Genomic DNA, 22,569 nt, shown 5'->3' on the forward strand with positions numbered 1-22,569 from the left:
AATTAGTAAATTAACTAATTTAAAAAAGGGTAATTGTTTTTTTTATTATAAAATGATACTGTTATTATTAATAGATTACATACAAAGTCTACCGAAATAGTACTTATTCCGGTATAAAGATATAACGCAGAATTTAAATCGGCAGTATACAAGTTTTGAAATATGTTACAACAATTTACATTGTGTAGGCGCTTATTATATTTGTTTTTAATGGCTAAACAGGGCTAAGTAAGCTGAATTGGCATTTACCAATCCTCATTATTCTTTTTTCCGGCCCTGATCATTTGCCCGTAATCCCATTTTTTGCCCAGGGCAACCAGGATCCTGGTAAGCCGGTTGGTTTTGGTGGCCTCGGTTTTAGCGCTGTCTACCCATTTACTAAAGTATAGTTTATGGCTCTTAGCCAATGAGTTGAAATATGCCTGGGCCTCGGGATCGTCCTTCAAACACTCCAGCAATTCTGCATTTATCGGCAATTCGGCTTTATCTTCCTGTAATTGTACTTTTACCATCGCACCTTTACGTTTGCCAATGCCTTTTCTCATTGCGGCATTTACGGCCAGTATAAAATTTCCCCCGCCCATGGGCATTACCGCCACTGATTTTATGGAGAAACTGTCTATTTTACCTTTAACACGGAATGATTTCTTGTTGCCGGGCTTTATTTTTTGTGCAATATCTGCCGGAATATCAATGTAAGTCCAGCCGGTTTTTTCGCCCTGCTGTTCAAATTGGAGTAGCGTAGTGGTAAATGATACCATTGTGCTAATTTATAGTTTTTCTGGGTTCATAGTTTGTTAGTTATTAAGTTATTGAGTTCGTTGGTTCTTAAGTTCCATATTTTCTATCAACTTATTAACTCACCAACTTAATAACTCAATAACTTCGAAAAAAACAGGCGATACTAACCAATGTTAGCACCACCTGTTCTGTTCTGCTTTCAACTGTGTTCATTCCTGCTACCGCTTAATGATCTTTATTGTTTGCAGTTTATTTTCCTGCTCAATTTGTACGGTATAGGTCCCTTGTAATAATTTTTGTCCAACCTGTGTTTTATTTTGTCCATGGCCTCTTTCAACCAATCGTCCCAACTGATCGTAAATGTTATACCTGAAATCGCTGATGGCATTTATCACAAATACATTGGTGCTCGGATTTGGTACAATGGTGATGGCGTTCGAACGAACGATTGCCGTGGTAGCGGCCCTTGCTGCGGTACAGCTTACGCCCGTTACGGCAGAACCGTCCTGTATACTTATATTATCAATATTGCCCAATCCGCCACTGCCGGTTGCCTGCAATCTTATATTGTTGGTGCCGGCATTCAGGTTTACAACCGCAGATACCGTGTTCCAGGTTGTCCAATCGGTAGTGGCGGGGAAACTAATAGATGATACTACGGTACTGCTGTTGATCAGCAAGCTTGCGGGCCGGTCGGTTCCGCCGCCATTTGAATATCGCCAGGTGAGGATATAGCTGCCGGCAGCAGGTACAGAGATGCGCCAGCTTACGCCGCTGCCAATGGCATTGTTCGTGTTGGCAAAACCTGCGCCGGTAAAGCCGGCGTTGTTATTATCGATGGTCCCATCTACACTGCAAAAACCGGTAGTGCTTTCCTGGATGGTAACGGTTGAACCGCTGCCTGCCAGGTAAATATTAGGCACCGGCGGTGCGGCCATATCGCCCCCCAAATAAAAACCGGGATGCGGCGGCTGGTTATACGCTGCATTTTGCCAGGCAATGGCTACGCGGTATTGCGGATCGTGCATTAATGTATAAATGCGGTTGGTGGCAGTAGTGGTAGTAGTGAAGATGCGCAAGGCTGAATTATCTGAAGTTCTCAAAATAACTTCTTCCCGCCAGTCGCCCAGGATGTCGCCCGATAAACACGGTGTAGCCTTGGTGCTGTTATTAGAAGCGCAACCGGTAGCAGTTAACAGCGCGCTGGCGCTGCTGGTGCTGTAATTCCATTTGCTGATGGTAATGTTATCGAGCAGTTCGCGCTGCAGATCGGCATCCCACCAAACGGCAAAGTTCATGGAGGGTTTGGAAGTAGTAATGCTGGTGCCTGTGCACGAATACAAGTTGCCACGCGATGCCCACATTTCATACCCTTTATAACGTGGATCAACATCTGCTGCCAGGCCGCGGCCTACATCGGCTGAAGCTTCTGCAACAGTAAAAATGCGCGCACCTGTAGAGGCGTCTACCAGGGCGGCGCCTACCTGTCCGTTGCCTGGTGGATATTCATATGGTTGCCAGATCTCCAAACCGGGGCGGTCGGGGTTCATATCACTCATGTGCAAAGCATCGCCATGGCCCATGCCATTGGCCCAGAAACCGGAGCCATTATCATTTACAGCGCTGGAACCATTGAATACTTCATCCCGGCCATCTCCATCGGCATCGCCTACTGTCATTTGGTGATTGCCCTGACCGGCATAGGCGCTGTTGCCTGAGTTGTTGCTGTCGAACGTCCAGCGTTGGGTAAGGGCCCCATTGCGCCAATCCCAGGCCACCCGTACCAGCCGCGTATAGTAGCCACGGCCGAATACCATGCTTGGGCGTTGTCCGTCGAGGTAAGCAACGGCGGCAATAAATCGATCAACGCGGTTACCATAGGTATCGCCCCAACTGGAAACCGTACCCCGTGCAGGCAGGTAATTGGTGGTAGCCATTGCAGCGCCGGTTTGTCCATTGAATACGGTCAGGTACTCAGGACCGCTCAGCACATAACCGCTGGAGTTGCGGTAATCGGCGCTGGAACTGCCAATAACCGTACCTTGTCCGTCAACCGTAGCATCGGCAGTTTTACAGGCTAGTTCTGCTTTGCCATCGCCATCAAAATCATACACCAGGAACTGGGTGTAATGGGCGCCGGCGCGAATATTTCTACCCAGATCTATTCGCCACATACGCGTACCGGTTATTTGATAGGCATCGAGGTATACGTTACCTGTATAACCTGATTGCGAATTGTCTTTTGCGTTGGTAGGTTCCCATTTCACAATGAACTCATAGTCGCCATCGCCATCGAGGTCGCCTACGCTACAATCGTTGGCGGTGTACGTATAGGCTACGCCGTCGGGGGTGGTACCACCGGCGGGTATTTGCAATGGCACCTGCAAATAATTTTGCGACCAAACGCTGGCCGCTTCCGAAGCGGTTTGCTCAACTCCATTGATCACCGGGCGAACCGTGTAGGCGCTGTTGGTGGTAATGTTGTCGACAAAGTTGGTTGAATTGGTAATAGGGGTTGCATTCAGCAAGGTTGAATTTCGGTATACATTAAATCCTATACCTGCGGGATCGTTACCGAATAATCGCCACCCAATGTACACCTGGCTGGTGCTGAGCCGTACGGCCACTACGCCGCGGTTTAACCGTTCCATTTGTTTTTGCGCAGCCAACCGGCCGGGCATCAAAAACGTCAATAAAAGAAAAGTGAAAAAACAACTGCAGGTTGTTGTGGAAAGTTTGTTGCGAAAAAGGCATGAGGAATCCCTTTTCGCAGGGAATGTAAATGCGAACTTCATATGGCTGAGTTTTGGTTAGAAAATCATTGGAATAATTTTATTCCAACTGGCCTGGGGCCGCCGGGCAATCGTTGTTCTGATAGAAATACGGATAGTGAAGAAAGTTAGCGGCAGAAGCCGGCAAAACCATCCTGCTCTTACCGGTTTCCGGTTGCCAGGACCTTAATGCGGAATGTTCGCCTGTAATCAACCTGCTATTAATTTAAGCCCCGGAAACTGGCACCTGGTAACCAGTTTTGCATTCAGCACTAAAAGTTTAATTGTTTAAAAAACCATAATACATTGTAGTTATAACCTATTTACTTTTGCAAAAAAACGCATGAGAATATATACTGCTCTTATAACCCTGTTTTGTCCCTTGTTGCTGGTTGCCCAGGTAGACATTACGCAGCATGTTGTGCCCGGCCGTAGCAATAGCGCCCAACAACAGCAAAAGCCTTATGTGATCCTGATTTCGGCCGATGGCTTTCGGTACGACCTGGCCGATAAATACCATGCGAAAAACCTGCAACAACTACGCAGCAGCGGGGTGGCGGCAAAGGCCATGATCCCTTCTTATCCCTCCCTTACTTTTCCCAACCACTATACATTGGTGACCGGTTTGTACCCATCGCATCACGGACTGGTTGATAATAGTTTTTACGATAAAAAAAGAAATGAATGCTACCGGCTCGGCAATCGCAAAGCTGTTGAGGACAGCAGTTGGTATGGCGGCACACCATTATGGGTGTTGGCAGAACAACAGCAAATGGTTACGGCCTGCTTTTACTGGGTAGGGTCCGAAACCGGGGTGAAGGGGGTTCGTCCTACATATTATTACCGGTATAACGATTCTATTGATATTGATGCCCGCATACAGGTGGTAAAAGAATGGTTAACGCTGCCCGAAGAAAAGCGGCCGCACTTCATTACTTTTTACCTGCCCGAAGTAGATCATGAGGAGCATATGTATGGACCAGATTCAAAACAAACGTCAGAAGCGGTGCATTTTATTGATGAGAGCATTGCGAAGATGGTGCGGATGACAGATTCGTTAAAGCTGCCGGTGAATTATATTTTCTTATCAGATCATGGCATGATCGCGGTTGATACGGTTAACCAGTTGCCGATGCCTTCGGCCATCGACACATCTAAATTTAAGGTACCCGATAGCGATGTATTGGTACACCTGTATGCTTACAATGCCAAAGATGTACAGCCTGCTTATACAGCGCTGAAACAACAGGCTGATGGTTATGATGTGTACCTGGCCAGTGAAGTGCCGGCCCGCTGGCATTATGGCGCAAAGGATGATTGGTACCAACGCATTGGTGATATTATATTAGTGCCCCGGGCGCCCAAATCATTTAATTTCCGTAAACGCAAAAGCCTGCTCGGCAAGCACGGGTTCGATAATGCCCTGCCCGAAATGCATGCTACTTTTTACGCCTGGGGGCCTGCCTTTAAAAAGCAATTGCAAATAGATGCCTTTGAGAACGTACACGTGTATCCGTTGATCGCTAAAATACTTGGACTGGATATTACAGAGAAGATAGATGGAGAGTTGAAGGTGTTGAAACCGATATTGAAATAGAGTACTGGGAAATTAGAAATGACGAATTAAAAATGGGGAATGAGGAAGTGAAGAAAAAGGCAACGAGGCAACAAGGCATAAAGTAAAGCGCAATATGTATTTGCTTGCAGCGTGTAGCTGTATTTTTTGACTTTCGGCTTATAGCTTACAGCTTATAGCTTACAGCTTGCATCTCGCATTCTTTTTGCATCTCATACCCCACACTACTACAACAATGCAACATTCAATCCTCATTATAGGCGCCGGCGCTGCTGGTCTTTTCGCTGCCCGGAAGTTATCGGCGGCCGGTCATCCGGTGACTGTGCTGGAAGCCAGTGACCGCATTGGCGGCAGAATTCATACCATTCAACCTCCCGGTTTTGTTCGGCCTATTGAGGAAGGAGCGGAGTTTATGCATGGCAAATTGCCCTTGACCATGCAATTGCTCAAAGAGGCGGGGGTAGACTACCAACCGGTAGCTGGTAAAATGGTCCGGATAAAAAACGGACAGTGGTTGCAGCAGGAGGAATTTGTAGAAGGGTGGGATGTGTTGATCCATCGCATGCAGGAATTGACATCCGACATGACCCTGGCCGATTTTCTGCAGCAATATTTCAGTGATGATAAATACACGCCCTTACGACAATCTGTACAACGTTTTGCCGAAGGGTTCGATGTGGCCGATATTCACCAGGTGAGTGTAATGGGCATTCGTAATGAATGGATGCATGAACAGGATGAACAATACCGCATACCCGGCGGGTACCAACAGCTCATGCAATATCTTCAGAAAGCAAGTGCGGCCAATGGCTGTATCATTCATACTTCTCACACGGTAAAAACAATCCGTTGGCAAGCCAATAATGTACAGGCGATCACCGCCGATGGACAAACATTTACCGCTCAAAAAGCGATCATTACCGTGCCGTTGGGTGTGTTGCAATCAGGGCCAAAACATGTTACTGCCATTTCCTTTGAACCGGCAATCGATGCGCAATATCAGGCCATACAGCAAATAGGGTATGGCTCGGTAGTGAAAGTGGCCTTGCAGTTTACTGAACGGTTCTGGTTGTCGTATCAAAAAGAAGCCGGCTTTTTATTAAGTGAAGAATCAATTCCTACCTGGTGGACCTCATTGCCTGCTACCGATGCAATATTGACCGGCTGGCTTGGCGGACCGAAAACCGCCCGGTTTACGGAGGCCGATGATGAAACAATTCTTCAACACGCGTTCCAATCTCTTTCAAATATCTTCAGGCTCCCGGCAGATCAGTTAAAAGCATTATTAACCGCCACGCATGTTGTACGCTGGCAAACCAATCCTTATTGTTTGGGCGCGTATAGTTATAGTAAGTTATTTACCACGGCTGCCCGAAAATTATTAAATGAACCCATTCAAAACACGTTGTTCTTTGCCGGCGAAGCTTATTACGATGGAGAAGCAGGGGGAACAGTGGAGGCGGCGTTTGCTTCGGTTAATAAGTTAGTGAGTTCACACTTCTGAGTTATTAAGTTATTAAGTTATTAAGTTAACAAGTTACAAGCGAACTTACAGCTTGCAGCTTACAGCTTACAGCTTACAGCTTACAGCTTACAGCTTACAGCTTACAGCTTACAGCTTACAGCTTACAGCTTACAGCTTACAGCTTACAGCTTACAGCTTACAGCTTACAGCTTACAGCTTACGGCTTACTGCCTACAGCTTGCAGCGTGTGGCTAAAATAGGAACTCAGAACGCCCGGCCATCGGCTATCGTAAATTTACTACTTCAACAAAAGCATTGATCATCCTTTATATTAGTTTGGATATTAAAGTGGAAGGAAAGAAAAAAAATTGCTGATTTTATGGTTACAGAACATTACAAGTGGCAGCATTTTTGTTATATAGTGGTCGACTAATTGTTACCTATGAAGAAGATTGGTGAGGCAACCTTTCTGATAGTAGCGGATGTATTTCTCTTTGTTCAATTTCCCATCCGTTGTTTACTTTTTTTCTGTAGCAGACCCATTGTTTATGAAGAACAGTCTTCTTTAAGGAAGAACTATTCCCGAGATAGTGTCTTCTGTAGTCACGCCCTTTTTTGAATATCCCCCTTTAGAATGTTTCGTCAAGGTATTCCTTTGTATTGCCATAACAATATTTAGAGTATCGCTTAACTCTTTTGTTTAATCCATACCCCTTATCTGGGGCGTAGCCGCCGGAGATCGTCGGCATACCGGTTTGCTACGCCCATTCATTTAATTGTATTACTTACAATAAAAGCGTGTTTATTTTGTATTGGTAATACCCTTTAGCTATCAACATGCAAACGCAGGGAGTTTTACTCTCTGCGTTTTTGTTTTGTTGAGTTGTGCGTTGCTAAGATAAGATGCGTATAATTTATTCATTTACTTGCTTAAGAAGCCATCAATTCCTATATAAATACAGGAGGCGACGAAAGTGGTGATCAGGAACACCACGAAAGTGATCAATGCTATTTCCTCCGAGTTTTTGTTTAAGTCCCTATTTCCACTGTATCTGTTAGCCGGTTTCATGATTTAATGTTTCCCTTATATAAGAGAAAAAGATGCCACCGGTCAACTTGTATTGATATTCAGCTGTTTGCGAAAATGAAGTGTGGAAAAGGATTGTTAAAACCGGGGAAGGGAAGACACAATTTGATAATGGCTAAGGTGCAAATCAGCTTATGGTGGGGAATAGCTATTGGAAAATTGCTGATTTGGTGATTTCGGGATTTTGAGATTTGGAAATGCCGGCCGAAATGGAAATCCCAGGCAGAAATTGCTGATTTGGTGATTTCGGGATTTTGAGATTTGGAAATGCCGGCCGAAATGGAAATCACAGGCAGAAATTGCTGATTTGGTGATTTCGGGATTTTGAGATTTGGGAATGTCGGCCTAAATGGAAATCCAGAAATCGCAAAATCTCAAAATCAGCAATCCCGGTATGCCAACCAGTCAGCTTTTAACAAGCAATATACGCCTAATGCCCCCGCTAAAAGGCGCGGGACCAGGCTTTGAGGGGGAACAGGATCCCGATGGTTTCCGATAGTTATCGGAACGGGAGGTAAGCGGCGATGTATTATATATTCCGCAGCTCTTCTTCGATCAGGTCATGAAATGTATTCTCTTTTTCCATCACCCAATTTGGCAGTTGCTGTGGTAATATTTTCCAGGTGTCTTGTTCTTTTTGCATGCGGAACAGGATGCGATTACCCCTGTCGTCGCTAACATCCACCGTAAAAAGACCTTCATTGTGGCCGCCCAATTTCCTGAAGTTAAACTCCTTCAACCTTCCATTCACTTTCACCAACTTGGTGAAGTGTATATTTTTCTTTACTTCAATTCGCATAGTCCAAAAAATAACAAGTGAAACACAAAGGTAAAAGCAATTCTCATGCTACGATTATAAAAAAATACTATTTAATAAAATTTTACACGCTAAACACCGCTCCACGCCTGCATTTTACGCGGCACGCGCTATTTTTTGATCTTCGACAAGAAGAATAGAGCTTACAATCATTTGTTACACACTACAGGCAAATGCAGAAATAGTTGCTTCATTGATGTAAAAATTTTTTCCCACTTTGTAAGTAAAACGGTTTAGGGAGGCTGTTAGTGAAGGGCTTCAAGCTATAAGCTGCAAGCAAAATACAGAGACGCAGTTGATATAAAATATTAAATGCTTTACGCCAACATGACAAATCCACTTATGTAGCGTTTACAGCTTACCGCAAACCACTTTCAGCTTTTGGCTTTCGGTTTTAGCCTTTAGGCTTGAAGCTTTCAGCTTAAGGCTTGCAGCTGCTTTCTTCTTAAAACAATTTCTCCCTGATCTTTTTGTCATGCTCATACACATCCTGTCGGAAGTTTAAATGCCCGGTTTCATCAACCCAGGCAGTATAATAAGTAATAAATACTTCCGCTTTATCTTTCAGCCTGACCGATTTTTGTTCTTTGGCATTCATGGCTTCCACTATTTTTTCAGTATTCCAATTGGGATCATTGCGTAAAAGGTACTCTGCCATCTTTTGCGCATTGGCCAGGCGAATACAACCATGACTGAACGCTCTTTTATCTTTACTGAATAAACTTTTGGCCGGGGTATCGTGTAAATAAATGTCAAAGCTGTTCGGGAAGAGGAATTTTACCTTGCCCAGCGAATTTTTGTCGCCGGGTAATTGCCTGATCTCCGGAATGCCATCACCGTCTTTATCGCCCTGGTTTTCCATCTCATTCTTCGCCAGGTAATCTTTATCTTTTTCTATTTCGGGTAATATTTCATCGGTCACGATCCGCGGCGGAATATTCCAGTAGGGAGCAAATACAACCTGGTTCATGGTGCCGGTAAATTGCATGGTGCTGTGTCCTTCTTTTCCAACAACAACATTCATGTCAAAAACCTTATTGCCATTTTCGAGCACATGTAAATTAAATTCAGGAATATTGACGATAATGAGCGTTCCGTTCGATTGCGAAGGCATCCAGCGCATGCGTCCCAGGTTGATCAATAATTGTTCAATGCGATCGCGCACCGGTACATTCATTTCAGTGATCAGGTCTTTGCTTAAGGTGCCGGTGGTTTTCAATCCAAATCGTTGCTGTATTTGAGTTATACCCTGCGCCAGTGTATCGTTGAAAACGGCAGAGGTATCATTTCCCGGCATATCGCCGGTAATGGCCAGGTATTTTTTTATCAGGGTAACCTGCGGCGAAGAAGCGCCTTTCTTTAGTGACCTGGCTTTGTCGGGGATCACCGGCCAGCCGCCCTGCTTGTGAATGCTGACATATTGCTGCAATTGATCTTTTAATGCTTTGTACGAAGCATTGATGTCTTCGAAATACTTATTGTCTTTATGCTTTTTCGATAACAGCGAATCGGCCAGTTGTATAGGATCTGCTTTTTTATAGGGCACGAACCGTTCCAGTTCTTTCCGCTTTACATACCCTTTCTCAAAATTCTTCAGGGCGTAACTGATAAGGCTTTCTGTCAACTGTATTTCGGTCTGCTGATAATTTTTGTCTTTCGGGCTTACGCTAAAGCTATCGCCCAGCAGGCGGTTCATCTGTTTTTCGAGCGGTTTATTGGCAAGCGATGTGTCGCCGGAGTAGGTAAGGTAATGATCGAACAGGTTCCAGAAGGCTTGCGCCTCTTCTGTAAAGCCGTCGCTGGTGAACCAGGCATACTGGTAATTGCGGGCGTTGTAAAAGCTGGTCATGCGATTCGCGATGGAATCGGGTACCTTGTTTTTGGCAATAAAGGCAACGAGTGCGCTGCTGTCGAAAAACAGGTCGGAGTAAGAATTGGCTTTGGTAATATTATAATCGCGCGATGAAATGTTTTTCGGTTTGGCGGGTTCACCGCCTTCTTCGGTCGTGTTTTCGGCATTGTTTAAACAGCCGGTAAACAATATGGTTACTACCCATATATAAACAATGTGATGTTTCATGCTATAAGCAAATGAAATCTTGTACCGTTGCGCTAAACCCGGGAATGGCTATATTTTACCGGCGAAGGTGTGGAATTAGTTCTACAGCAACTTGTCTTTACCGGCTTTATCCGGTTCTTAAGTGGTTTTTGTGTTAATCTGTAGGGACTTAAAAAGGAGGTAACAGGGAGCTTACAGGGATAAAATGCCTGTGAGGTCCCTGCGAGGTCCCTGTGAGGTCCCTGTCAGGTCCCTGTAAGACCCTAAAAAGAACCTGCACCGGCTCAACCAAAATCTCCAGGTGTAACAACTTCATTAGCACATTAGCACATTCCTCCTCCTTATCTTTATCTTACAAAACACCTAACATGAGAAGAATACTGCTACTGTCTTTTTTCATGTGCCAGTTCATATTCCTTCAGGCACAGCAAACGCAAAAACCACCGCTGCACGCAAAAAACTGGATGGCCATTACCGGTAAACCGCTGGCGGCTACCGCAGGCGCTGCCATTTTTCAGAAAGGCGGTAATGCCGTTGACGCCGCCTGTGCCATGATTGCGGCTACCTGCACCATGTGGGATGTGCTTAGTTGGGGCGGCGAAACCCAGGCCTTAATTTATAATCCGCATACAGGAAAAGTGATCGGCATAAATGCCCTGGGCGTGGCGCCCACCGGCGCTACGGCCGCGTTCTTTAAAAATAAGGGCATGCATTACCCGCCGGAGTATGGGCCGCTGTCGGCAGTAACCCCCGGCACGCCCGGTGGCATTTGCACCATGCTGGCCGAATACGGCACTATGAGTTTGAAAGAAGTGCTGGCGCCGGCCATGCAAATGGCGGCGGGGTACCCCATCGAGGCGCAGACCGCCAACAGTATGGAAAGAGGAAAAGCGCAGATAAAACAATGGCCGTATTCAAAAGCGGTATTCCTGCCCCATGCCGGTCAGGTACGGGAAGCGCCGGAGGCAGGGGAATTATTCAAACAGAACGACCTGCTTGAAACGCTGCGCAAAATGGTAGAGGCGGAACAGCAGGCATTGAAGAAAGGGAAGAACCGGAAAGAAGCGATCTATGCGGCGAACGCCCGGTTCTACACCGGTGACATTGCCAAAGAATTTGTGCGCGGCTGTAAAGAACAGGGTGGTTTGATCACCGAAGATGACCTGGCCCGGTGGAAAGTGCAAATTGAAGAACCGGTGAGCATTAATTATAAAGGTATTGAGGTGTACAAACTACAGCAATGGACGCAGGGGCCTGCCATGCTGCAGGCATTGAACATCCTGGAGAACTTTGACCTTAAAAACATGGGTTATAACTCAAGCCGCTACATTCATACGGTTACCCAGGCCATGCAATTGGCTTTTGCCGACCGCGACTTTTATTATGGCGACCCTTATTATGCCCCGCAGGAGCCCATGAAAGGTTTGTTATCGAAGGAGTATGCCAAAGAACGGGCGCGGCTGATTGATCCGGCCAGGAATTTGTGGCCTGCATTACCTGGTGATCCGTACACATTTGAAGGAAAATCAAACCCGTTCAGTCATTATTTACGTTTATGGAACACCGATAAGCCGTTGGCCTATGCACCGGTTGATGACCAATACCTGGAGCAGTTGTGGCGGGGAACTACATCGGTGGAGGCTGCCGACTCGGCGGGTTGGGTGGTTTCCGTTACCCCCAGTGGCGGCTGGTTGCCTGCCTGTATCGCCGGCCGCACCGGTATTGGTATGAGCCAGCGGATGCAAAGTTTTGTGCTGGATTCGGTATTTAATCCATTTAACGTGGTAGAACCGGGGAAGCGGCCCAGGGTAACGCTTACCCCCACACTGGCCTTAAAAGATGGTAAACCGTTTTTATCATTCGCGGTACAGGGCGGAGATACGCAGGACCAAAACCTGTTGCAGTTCTTTTTAAATGTAACTGAATTTGGCATGACGGTACAGGAAGCCGTTGAAGCGGCCAATGTAAATACTTACCAGTTGTACCTGTCGCTGGGTGGGGAAGATCGCAAGCCCAAACCGGGTTCAATTTTAGTGAATAGCAATACGCCCGACTGGATCCGGCGCGAACTGATAAAGATGGGCTATAAGTTAACGTTTGATGATCGTACATCCGGCCCTGTTAATGCCATTTACTTCGATCGCAAGCATGGAACATTCTGGGGTGGATCAAGCAATCATGGTGAAGATTATGGGGTAGGCTGGTAAGAAAATCGTGGAAAATTGACTACATATCATACTGTTACATATGCAAAATGGCCTCATAAGGCGCTGGCATAATTTTGTTAATATTATTAGAAATAAGCAATGAGGTGCGGAACATGAAGAGAGTGATAAAAACGGGATGTTGAAGGAATTCAATTCAAAAATAACGCATGGAAGAATAGAGATGTGGTAGCACGCCGGGTGTCTTGATAGGCATCCGGCTTTCTTTTTTTGAAAAGGCAACGAGGCAACAAGGTTGCCGCAAACGCTGAACTAAAAATCCCTTTCTTCCAATACATTCCTTCGCTGTACCATTAATCTTTGCAGTAAATCTTTTTCCGTTTCTCCAATATTAAGCAGCCTGGCTATCCGGGAAAGCAATGCTTCCTCTTCAAAGCTCATGTCATGATCACTTATGCAAAGCTCCATACACCAGGAAAGCAACGCCAGCGAGTAGGCGGGTTTAATGATGCTGATCAAGTATTTCAAATAGGCTTCTTCATCCGTGATACCGTTTATGTACGATTTGTATTTTTGCATCTCATCTTTGAAGTTGAGTTTTTTATGCAGATCTATAGAAACCAGTTTGTCGGAAATAGTATCCAGTTCTGATTCTTTAAATGCGCCATCTTTCATGCAGCAATAATAGAACAAGTGGCATACTCCCTCTTCGGGGGCTTTAAGCAAACCGGTATACATAGGTTTTTGTTTTAGTGAGCATTTATTCAACTATGGTGCCAGGGAACGTGTAGGGTGAATGGTGAATCGTGGATCGTGAAACGGCTAACCTGCAACTGGCAACCATAATGTTGATAAAGAAATTTACGATTTTTACAGGCAATTGCCGAAAAGAAATACATCAATTTGTTATATTTACTTCAGCGCATCGTTACGCAGTATAGCATCAGGTTGTATTGCCAAATACAATTCTACATGACCTGCATCAAATTTTGCTAAGCCAGTCCTCGTTCAAACCTTATCTGATCCCGCAAGGCGGGATAATTTCTGCGAATTTCATCTTTCTTTTCAAAAGCTTTATCCGGTTAATCATTGTCTTCAATTTTTTAATTATGCTCATGACCCTAACACCCCGTAACCGCCATGGTATTGCCGATTTTAAAAGCGGCAGCTATATCGCTGTAAAAGAATTATATGATGAACATTATTCCCCCCTGGTAGATTTTGCCGGCCAGTTAATTATTAATAAGCCGGAAGCCCATCATATTGTACAGGAAACTTTTATCAAGTTGTTTCTGCTGCGTGACAGGTTTGATACAGAACCCGATATCAAGGCTTTTTTGTATATAACGGTACGGAATATCTGCTTTGCCTATATTAAGTCAGAAAAAGAAGATGAAACTAACCGCGAACCGCACTGGTATATACAAGCGCTGAAAGCGGTTACCAGGCACGACGATGAAAATATTCGTAAAGAAGCGATTTGCAAGATACATAACCAGGTTGCAGGATTGCCCGAACCGGAAAGAAAAGTATTCCGGTCACTTTTTTGTGATCACCTCACCATACCGGCTGCCGCCGAACAACTGGGTGTTACACCGGTGTCGGTTGTACAAAGCCGCATACAGGCCATCCGGTTGTTACGCGAAAAATTGGTGGCCGTCGATTTATTTTCCATTCCCCTCTTTATTTATTTTGTTGCCGTTTCCTGCGGCGAAAAATCGTGAATGGTCAATGGGCAATGCTTGCGCGTCCGTCATTCACCATTGACCATCGAAAACTTTGACTTTCAGCAAGTATGAAATAAAGCATAATGAGTGAACACTCCGAAATGCCCGCCTGCAGGGGATTACAGCCGCATTAAAATCAGGGCTGCTCTTACATTTTAGCATAAACGTTTGTAAGTTTTAAAACTTTTTCTGTACATTAGGCATCCAATCCGCTGTTAAATAATCCAGTACAACGAGAAGACCTGAATGATGATGCCTGAACAGGCATGGGGGAGAAGTACGCTATAATAGTATGATCGTACCAGTTCTGAAAATGACTTCAATTGCTTGTCGTAACCTTACTTACTTAATTAGTATGTACAACTTTGCCTGTACTTACCAGGGTTTTAAATTAAGATCCTGATCGTTTTGTCGGCTAAAGCAGTACCTGCCAGCTAGGTATGTTAGGTGTTGGTATATTTAAAAAAACGGAATGCACAAACCATAGCAACTCATTTCCGCGCCCGTCATCGTAAAGTATGCACCTGCTCAAGTTAGCAGTGCTTTACGTTTATGTACCTGGTCGAAAGACTGGTATATAAAACTTAACTATTAATGGCCTAAAACTAAACGAATGGGTGCTGAAACAGACCATATCCTACTGCAATTGCTTAAAACATCGGACCCACAAGGGTTTAAAGCGCTATTTCAAAGGTATTACAAATCGCTTTGCATACAGGCATACCTGTTATTACAGGATGAGGGGGAAGCGGAAGACCTGGTGCAGGATGTTTTTGTAAAGTTTTGGCAGGAACGCAAATTTGAAATTGTACAACAATCACTGGGTTCTTACCTCACCACTATGGTAAAGCATGCTGCTTTAAATATGCTGAAGCATAAGAGCAGAATAAACCGGAAAGAAAAGACTTACCAGGAACGCATTGACATTATTGAAAATACCCACGTAATGGAGATCCAGGAAATGGCTCAAATGGTACAAGGTGTTATTGCTCAGCTTCCTGAGCAATGCAAACGTATTTTTGAGCTGGTTTGCGTGGAAGGCAAAAAATACCAGGATGCTGCTGTTATTGCCGGTGTAACCGTTAATACGGTTAAAACGCAGTTGCGCCGGGCATTTGCCAAGCTCCGGGAAAGTCTGCGCGACTATTATTATTTTACCGGCTTGTCACCCGTTTTATATATTTTATTGTCTTAATATAACACCCCCTGATGTTTCATTTAGCAACTTGCCATGAACAATTATATTGATATGAATGATGTCGAGCAACTCATAATAGATAAACTGACGGGCCAAATTGGTGAAGAGGATGATTTAAGGCTTGAAGACCTCATTGCCAGGGACCAGGAGGTTGAACAATTATGGCAGCAAATGCAACAGGTGTATGCCATGCGTAAAGCTGTGAGCTTTGAGCAATCATTCAAAGTAGAAGATGCGTGGCTGGCTTTACAAAAAAAGGTGAACATCCCTGATCCGGTAGCAGAACCCGTTACCGATACCGTAGCGATCCCAATCCGCAGATCAAACACTTCCTGGCTGCGGTATGGCATGGCCGCTGCCGTTGTGGGTGTTATTATTATATCAGTATATTTTCTTAACGGGTTGTATCGTTCGCAGGATGCTGTTACAAAGAATATACAGATCAAACTGGCCAATGGTAATATCGTGCATGCTTCAACGCAGGATTCACTTGCCGGCTGGATGCAAAAGGCCCGCGACGCTAAAGTTGATCCCGGCGCCTGGAATACCCTGACGGTGCCTGCCGGTAAAAGTTATGCGTTTCAACTGGCCGATGGCAGCAAGGTTTGGTTGAATGCGGTTTCCGAATTACGATTCCCGCTTTTGTTTACACGTGCCGAACGCACGCTGGAATTAAAAGGAGAAGCCTATTTTAAAGTGGCCCACCAGGCAAGCCAGCCTTTTACCGTACAGGTGAATGGGTTAACCGTACAGGCATTGGGAACGGAATTCAATATCAAGTCGTATAATAATGAATCAACTTTTATTTCACTGGTAAAAGGATCGGTAGCCGTAACCAATGCCAAAGGCGAACGCGTTGTACTATTGCCCGGAGAAGGGGTGATAGCTGCAAACGGCCACAGTTTTTTACAAAAGCAACAATTTGATGAAACAACCGTGCTCAGTTGGATGCAGGGCCTGTACTTTTTCAGGAATGAAAAATTACAACAGATCGCCGTTGTGGCTGAAAGATGGTTTGATGTACGGGTACAACTCCAGGATGCTTCTCTGTCAGGTCTCCACTTCACCGGAGCTATGGACCGCAATAAACCCGTGAACAATTTCTTCAATATGCTTGCCTCCTCGGGCGACATCCGCTATGAAGTGAAGGATGGAAAGGTTGTTATTAGCAGGAATTAAAATTGGTGAATGAAACGCAAGTTAACCCTACGTGTTGGGGCAGGTTCCAGGTTTCAAAGAAAACAAATACCTGTACTCCCGGCACTTTGGGCATAACCCCTGCGACCTGACCCCTGTCACCGGATTTCCCTGTAACCTGAAACCTGTAACCTGCAACCTGCAACCTGCAACCTGCAACCTGCAACCTGCAACCTGCAACCTGCAACTTGTAACCTGTACCTATTATCAATGTTCCTCCAATAAACACTGTTACCAATAACCGTAAATTAATTTCTTTCTCTCTCTGCGTTTTTCTGCGACCGTATTTCATGCAACATTCCTTCGCGTTGAATAGAAAAAATAAAAATTAATTAATTGTTGTCACCCATTTCAAAAGATTGCTTGTCTAAATAGTATAACCGTTTTATAAAAACTGATTGCATTATGAGATTCCCCTCCGGACGTTGTTCCAACAATATCCGGGTAATGAAATTGTTTTGGATATCCATCAGCATTATGGTTATTCTTTCAACATTACCCCTTTCCGTACTGGCCGATCCTGCACAGGAATTTAAAGTAACGATACGGTCTAAACGTACTGCATTGAGCGAGGTATTCAGTGAAATTCGGCGCCAAACAGGTTTTGTAGTTTTCTATAGTAATGATCTGTTTAATGATAAGGAAAAGATAAGTGTGAACTTTATTGAAGCCGGGTTGGATGAAGTAATGCGAAACCTTTTGCGGGGCCGGCCTTTAGGGTATAAGATCGCTGAAAATTTTATCATCATTATCAAGGCGATCGATAAAAAGAAAGAAAGCAAAGCCAGTATCGTGAGCCCCGCACCGCGTGTAACAAGTATAGATACAATCCCTGATAAACAACTTAAAGGAAAAGTGACCGGCAAAGAGGAGGATGCGCCGCTCGGGCAGGTATCTGTCGAAAACCTCAGTGATCACAAAGGGGTGTTCACCAACGGGAAGGGCGAATTTGTAATCAATGCGCAACCGGGTGATAGCATCCGGTTTTCGTACGTGGGAAAAGCACCGCGGGTTATCATATTTAAAGGACAATCGTTTTTAAGTGTTGAACTGAACAATGAAGAAGAAAGGGTACTGTCGGAAGTAATTGTAACGGGTTTTCAGAATATCGATAAGAACAAGTTTGCGGGTGCGGCTGCGCACCTGAAAGCCGATGAAATAAAACTGCAGGGTGTTGCTGATGTGAGCCGGATGCTGGAAGGAAGGGCGGCCGGTGTTTCTATTCAAAACGTATCTGGCACTTTTGGCACCGCTCCCAAAATAAGGGTACGCGGCGCTACTTCTATTAACGGCGATAATAAACCATTGTGGGTGGTAGATGGCGTAGTGCTGGAAGATATTGTAAACATTTCAAACGATCAGTTATCGAGCGGTGACCCAACCACTTTATTAGGTTCGGCTGTAGCCGGCCTGAACGCCAATGATATTGAAAGCTTCGATATTTTAAAAGATGCATCGGCTACTGCATTATACGGTGCACGAGCCATGAATGGGGTAGTGGTGATCACAACCAAAAGAGGAAAGGCTGGCCGGTTCTCTGTTAACTATACAGGTAACTACAGTACCCAGTTCAAACCCGTTTATAATGACTACAACATTATGAACTCTGCCGAGCAGATGTCGATGCTGGCTGAACTGGAAAGAAAAGGCATTCTTAGTCCAAATGTACTCGACAGGCCAAACAATGGGGTGTATGGAAAAATGTACGATCTGATGAATGCCGTTGATGGCAGTTTCCCTTTAGAAAATACCCAGGAGTCGCGTAAAGCATTCTTAACGCGCTACGCCATGGCCAATACCGATTGGTTCGATGTGTTGTTCAGAAATAATTTTGTTCAGGAGCATTCGATCAGCATTTCAACCGGAACCGAAAAGTCGCAGTCGTATTTTTCAACCAGCTATTATGGTGATAATGGCTGGACCATAGCCGACCGCGTTAAACGCTACACGCTGAACTATCGTAATAATTATAAATTTAACGATCGCCTATCAAGTGGATTCGCTACTGTTGGGTCGGTGCGCCAGCAAAGAGCGCCCGGTGCATTGGCCCGCAATAGCAATCCTGTGGAAGGAAAGTTTGATCGCGATTTTGATATCAATCCCTTCAGCTATGCATTAAATACCAGTCGCACCATTACGCCGTATGATAAAAACGGCAACCTCGAATATTTCAGAAGAAATTTCGCACCCTTTAACATTATTAGCGAACTGGATAATAATTACCTCGATTTGAACCTGATCGATCTGCGGCTGCAAGGCGATGTGTCTTATAAAATATTTAAAGACCTGAAGTATGAATTTGTAGGCGCAATTCGCTATGTAAAATCTTCGCGCGAGCACATTATTACAGAGCATGCGAATATGGCCGAAGCCTACCGGGCCGCGGGTACTGCTACCATCAAGCGTAACAATAAATTTTTGTATCGCGACCCGGATGATCCGGAGGCGCAACCGGTGGTGGTGCTACCTTATGGCGGTTTTTATAATCGCACGGAAGACATGTTGCAGAACTATGATTTCCGTAACAGCTTAACGTATACAAAAGTTCTCAGGGATAAACATAATATTAATATCCTGGCCGGGCAACAGGTGAAATATGCCGATCGCCAGCGTTTCTCCAATACCGGCTATGGATACCAATACGACAATGGTGGTACTCCTTTTGTTGATTACCGCATTTTAAAGCAGACCATAGAAAATAATTTCCCTTATTATGGCATGAGCCGGGATTACGATCGCTTTGTTGCTTTTTATGCATCGGGCAACTATACATATGATCTCAAATACAACCTTACAGGTACCATCCGCTATGATGGGTCAAACAGGCTGGGGCAATCGAAGAAAGCCCGCTGGTTACCCACCTGGAGTGTGGCCGGTTCCTGGAATGTAGAGCAGGAAGCCTTTATGCAGAATGTGCCCTGGACCGATTACCTGACGGTTCGCGCCAGTTATGGCCTGACCGCCAGTATGGGACCTGCTACCAACTCAAGTATTGTACTGAAGAATATCAATACCCGTCGTCCTTATTTAACAGAGGTTGAATCGGTGATAAATCTGGCTAACCTCGAAAATTCCGATCTCACCTGGGAGAAATTGTATACTACCAATTTGGGACTGGATGCGGGCTTTTTTAAACGCCGGTTAACCATGAGCCTGGATGTATATCAACGCAGGAGCTTTGATCTGATAAGTTTGATCAAAACATCGGGTATTGGCGGAGAAACGCCAAAAGCGGCTAACTACGCCGATATGGAATCAAAAGGCCTTGAGCTACTGGTAGGCGGTGAAGTGATAAAACAAAAGAACTGGGGTTGGAAGGTGAACTGCACTTTTGGGTATAATACTACCAGGATCACCAATGCAAGAAACAATCCACTCATCTTTGATCTCGTTGTTGCAGAAGGCGGTAACCGGCAAGGGTATCCGGTGAGAAGTTTGTTCTCGCTGAATTATAAGGGACTTGACCATAGGACCGGTAAACCTACGTTTGCCGATCAAACCGGGAAAGTAAGTTCCGACGTATACCTGCAGGATGATAATATCAATTATCTCGTACACGAAGGTCCGGTTGACCCTACCATAACCGGTGGCTTTTCAAATACATTTACTTACAAATCATTTTCACTCAACATCTTTCTTACTTACCAGGCAGGCAACAGGATCCGGTTGTACCCGGCCTTTCAAACCAATTACTCCGATCTGGATGCAATGCCCAGGGAATTCCTAGATCGCTGGATAATGCCTGGTGATGAAAAATATACCGATGTGCCTTCCATACTCGATGCCTTTACGCAAGCGCAATTAGGTGGGGCATATCCATACAACAACTATAACTATTCAACCCAACGGGTAGCCAAAGGTGATTTCATACGATTAAAAACAGTTTCGCTGACCTATAATTTGCAATCAGGCTGGTTTAAAAAAGCAGGCGTGAACAACCTGTTGCTGACAGCGGCTGCTACCAACCCATGGTTGATCTATGCCGATGATAAATTGAAAGGACAGGACCCCGAGTTCTTTAATTCGGGTGGGGTGGCGCAGCCTATTCAGAAGCAGGTGACGTTGTCGTTGAAGGTAGGAATTTAAGAAAAGCAGCGATGAGCAGTGAAATGAGAAATGAAAAATGAGAAATAAGAAACAGAGAAAGTGAATACAAATATCGAACGTCGAATATTGAATAACGAATGTAGAAGTGAAAACAAAAGTAGGAAATTCCTGAATTGAAGATAACAAACCATAAACCACAAACCATAAACTGATTCATGGAATGAAAAAATATTCAATATATTTCTTAGTTATTTTATTATCGGTTGGTTGTAAAAAATTCCTTGAACAACCACCCGATAACCGGGCTGTGTTGAACACGCCGGAAAAAGTATCGCAGTTATTAGGAACTGCGTATCCGCAGGCCAACTACATGGCATTTACTGAATCTATTTCAGATAATGTAGCCGATAAAGGTATTGGCGGTTTGTATCGAACCAATATCGATCCTTATAACTTTAAAGATGTTTCCAGTAACCAGCAAGACTCGCCTGAATTTTACTGGAACGCCTGTTATGCGGCCATCGCTGCAGCCAACCAGGCTTTGGAAGTTTGTTCAAAAGCAAGCAACCCCGAAAGCTATGCTGCGCAAAAAGGAGAGGCCCTGGTTTGCCGGGCTTATGCACACTTTATGCTGGTTACGTTTTTCTCGAAAGTGTTTGATCCGGCTACAGCCGGCAGTGATCCCGGTATCCCTTATGTGCTCAAGCCTGAGAAAGTAGTATTTGAGCAATATGAAAGAAAAACGGTGCAGTATGTATATGAAATGATCGAAAAAGACCTTACAGAAGGACTGCCGCTGATCGATGACAAGCAATACAAAGTGCCGCGGTATCACTTCACCAGAGCAGCTGCGCATGCGTTCGCTTCCCGGTTCTATTTGTTCAAAAGGCAATATGCCAAAGTGGTGGAACATGCTTCAAAGGTTTTTCCCAACGACAATGTAATTGCCATGCTGCGTCCGTGGAATACGGAGTATCGTGTATTGACCTATAATGAGCTATGGGCGCGCTATGCGAAAGCTACCGAGTCGGCCAATTTGTTGCTGGTAGAAACGCCATCGCTTTGGGCAAGAAATTATGTTGGCGTACGCTATGGGCTGGATGCAACAAAATCAAACGAGATCTTGCTGGCGCCCAATGTAAGTGGCGGCACATGGATCTTCAGGTATCAATTGTATACAGGAGGTACCAATAATTACTTTATTCCTAAGGTAAATGAATATTTCGTGCGGGAATCAGTGAATGCCGAGATCGGTTGGCCCTATGTGATGGTGCCGTTGTTTACGGCGGAAGAAGTAATGTTCAATCGCGCCGAAGCCAATGTGTTCCTGAACAACATCACGAATGTATTGGGTGACCTGAATGCTTATGCCAGCACCCGTATTTATAATTACAGTCCGGCTTTACATACCATTACAGAGAGCAGGATCAAATCATTTTATAGAACTGGAAATGCACAACAAGGCGCGCTTGCAGCGGTATTGGATTTTAAGCGCGCTGAGTTTGTGCAGGAAGGCATGCGCTGGTTCGATCTGCTTCGGCATAAAGTGCCGGTTGTGCATGCAACCGTTGAAGGCCCCACGTTCACCCTGGGCGCCAATGATCCCATGCGGGTGTTCCAGATCCCGGATGTGGCCAAACTGGCGGGCATAGCGCAGAACCCGAGATAGGAAATGTGAAATGAAGAATGAGAAATGAAAAATGAAAAAGTGGAAAACCA

General features: G+C 44.9%; 13 protein-coding genes. 8 read left to right on the forward strand and 5 right to left on the reverse strand.

What is annotated here, in order from left to right:
- Positions 1-245: 245 nt before the first annotated feature.
- Together FAM09_RS11175 and FAM09_RS11180 are read right to left on the reverse strand one after the other, a co-directional pair.
- The gene (locus FAM09_RS11175) at positions 246-761 is read right to left on the reverse strand and encodes a YdeI/OmpD-associated family protein (protein WP_136577169.1); all 516 of its coding nucleotides are present in this window, start codon (positions 759-761) and stop codon (positions 246-248) included.
- A gap of 198 nt (positions 762-959) precedes the next feature.
- Positions 960-3,392, reverse strand: a complete 2,433-nt coding sequence (locus FAM09_RS11180) for a rhamnogalacturonan lyase family protein (RefSeq protein WP_136577170.1) — start codon at positions 3,390-3,392, stop codon at positions 960-962.
- 463 nt (positions 3,393-3,855) lie between these two features.
- Here FAM09_RS11180 and FAM09_RS11185 point away from each other — a divergent pair, with 463 nt between their 5' ends.
- Both FAM09_RS11185 and FAM09_RS11190 read left to right on the forward strand, forming a co-directional pair.
- The gene (locus tag FAM09_RS11185; protein WP_136577171.1) at positions 3,856-5,109 is read left to right on the forward strand and encodes an alkaline phosphatase family protein; all 1,254 of its coding nucleotides are present in this window, start codon (positions 3,856-3,858) and stop codon (positions 5,107-5,109) included.
- A gap of 214 nt (positions 5,110-5,323) precedes the next feature.
- Positions 5,324-6,592 (forward strand): flavin monoamine oxidase family protein, encoded by a 1,269-nt coding sequence (locus tag FAM09_RS11190; protein ID WP_136577172.1) that lies wholly within the window; start codon positions 5,324-5,326, stop codon positions 6,590-6,592.
- 1,577 nt (positions 6,593-8,169) lie between these two features.
- On the opposite strand, the gene FAM09_RS11195 is transcribed toward FAM09_RS11190, so the two are convergent.
- Together FAM09_RS11195 and FAM09_RS11200 are read right to left on the reverse strand one after the other, a co-directional pair.
- Positions 8,170-8,439: a hypothetical protein gene (locus tag FAM09_RS11195; protein ID WP_136577173.1), complete on the reverse strand. Its 270-nt coding sequence runs from the start codon at positions 8,437-8,439 to the stop codon at positions 8,170-8,172.
- Between the two features lie 463 nt (positions 8,440-8,902).
- Positions 8,903-10,537 carry a L,D-transpeptidase family protein gene (locus tag FAM09_RS11200; protein WP_136577174.1) on the reverse strand — a complete coding sequence of 545 codons (1,635 nt, stop codon included), beginning with the start codon at positions 10,535-10,537 and terminating at the stop codon, positions 8,903-8,905.
- A gap of 347 nt (positions 10,538-10,884) precedes the next feature.
- On the opposite strand from FAM09_RS11200, the gene FAM09_RS11205 reads away from it, so the two are divergent.
- Positions 10,885-12,723, forward strand: coding sequence for a gamma-glutamyltransferase family protein (locus tag FAM09_RS11205; RefSeq protein WP_136577175.1), 1,839 nt, complete (start codon positions 10,885-10,887; stop codon positions 12,721-12,723).
- A 270-nt stretch (positions 12,724-12,993) separates the two neighbouring features.
- Here the strand turns inward: FAM09_RS11205 and FAM09_RS11210 are convergent, their stop codons facing one another.
- Entirely contained in the window at positions 12,994-13,419 is a 426-nt protein-coding gene (locus FAM09_RS11210) for a tellurite resistance TerB family protein (protein ID WP_136577176.1), read from the reverse strand.
- Between the two features lie 377 nt (positions 13,420-13,796).
- Between FAM09_RS11210 and FAM09_RS11215 the strand changes: the two genes are divergently transcribed.
- The 5 genes from FAM09_RS11215 to FAM09_RS11240 all read left to right on the forward strand — a co-directional run bounded on the left by FAM09_RS11215 (position 13,797) and on the right by FAM09_RS11240 (position 22,519).
- Positions 13,797-14,405: an RNA polymerase sigma factor gene (locus tag FAM09_RS11215; protein WP_166437100.1), complete on the forward strand. Its 609-nt coding sequence runs from the start codon at positions 13,797-13,799 to the stop codon at positions 14,403-14,405.
- 616 nt (positions 14,406-15,021) lie between these two features.
- Complete coding sequence (locus tag FAM09_RS11220) at positions 15,022-15,603, forward strand: RNA polymerase sigma factor (protein WP_136577178.1); 582 nt, start codon at positions 15,022-15,024, stop codon at positions 15,601-15,603.
- Positions 15,604-15,657: 54 nt separating this feature from the next.
- Positions 15,658-16,785: a FecR family protein gene (locus tag FAM09_RS11225; RefSeq protein ID WP_166437101.1), complete on the forward strand. Its 1,128-nt coding sequence runs from the start codon at positions 15,658-15,660 to the stop codon at positions 16,783-16,785.
- Between the two features lie 423 nt (positions 16,786-17,208).
- Complete coding sequence (locus FAM09_RS11235) at positions 17,209-20,889, forward strand: SusC/RagA family TonB-linked outer membrane protein (RefSeq protein WP_136577180.1); 3,681 nt, start codon at positions 17,209-17,211, stop codon at positions 20,887-20,889.
- A gap of 181 nt (positions 20,890-21,070) precedes the next feature.
- Entirely contained in the window at positions 21,071-22,519 is a 1,449-nt protein-coding gene (locus tag FAM09_RS11240; RefSeq protein ID WP_136577181.1) for a RagB/SusD family nutrient uptake outer membrane protein, read from the forward strand.
- Positions 22,520-22,569 lie beyond the last annotated feature (50 nt).

This window comes from Niastella caeni (assembly GCF_004834005.1).
Lineage (GTDB): Bacteria > Bacteroidota > Bacteroidia > Chitinophagales > Chitinophagaceae > Niastella > Niastella caeni.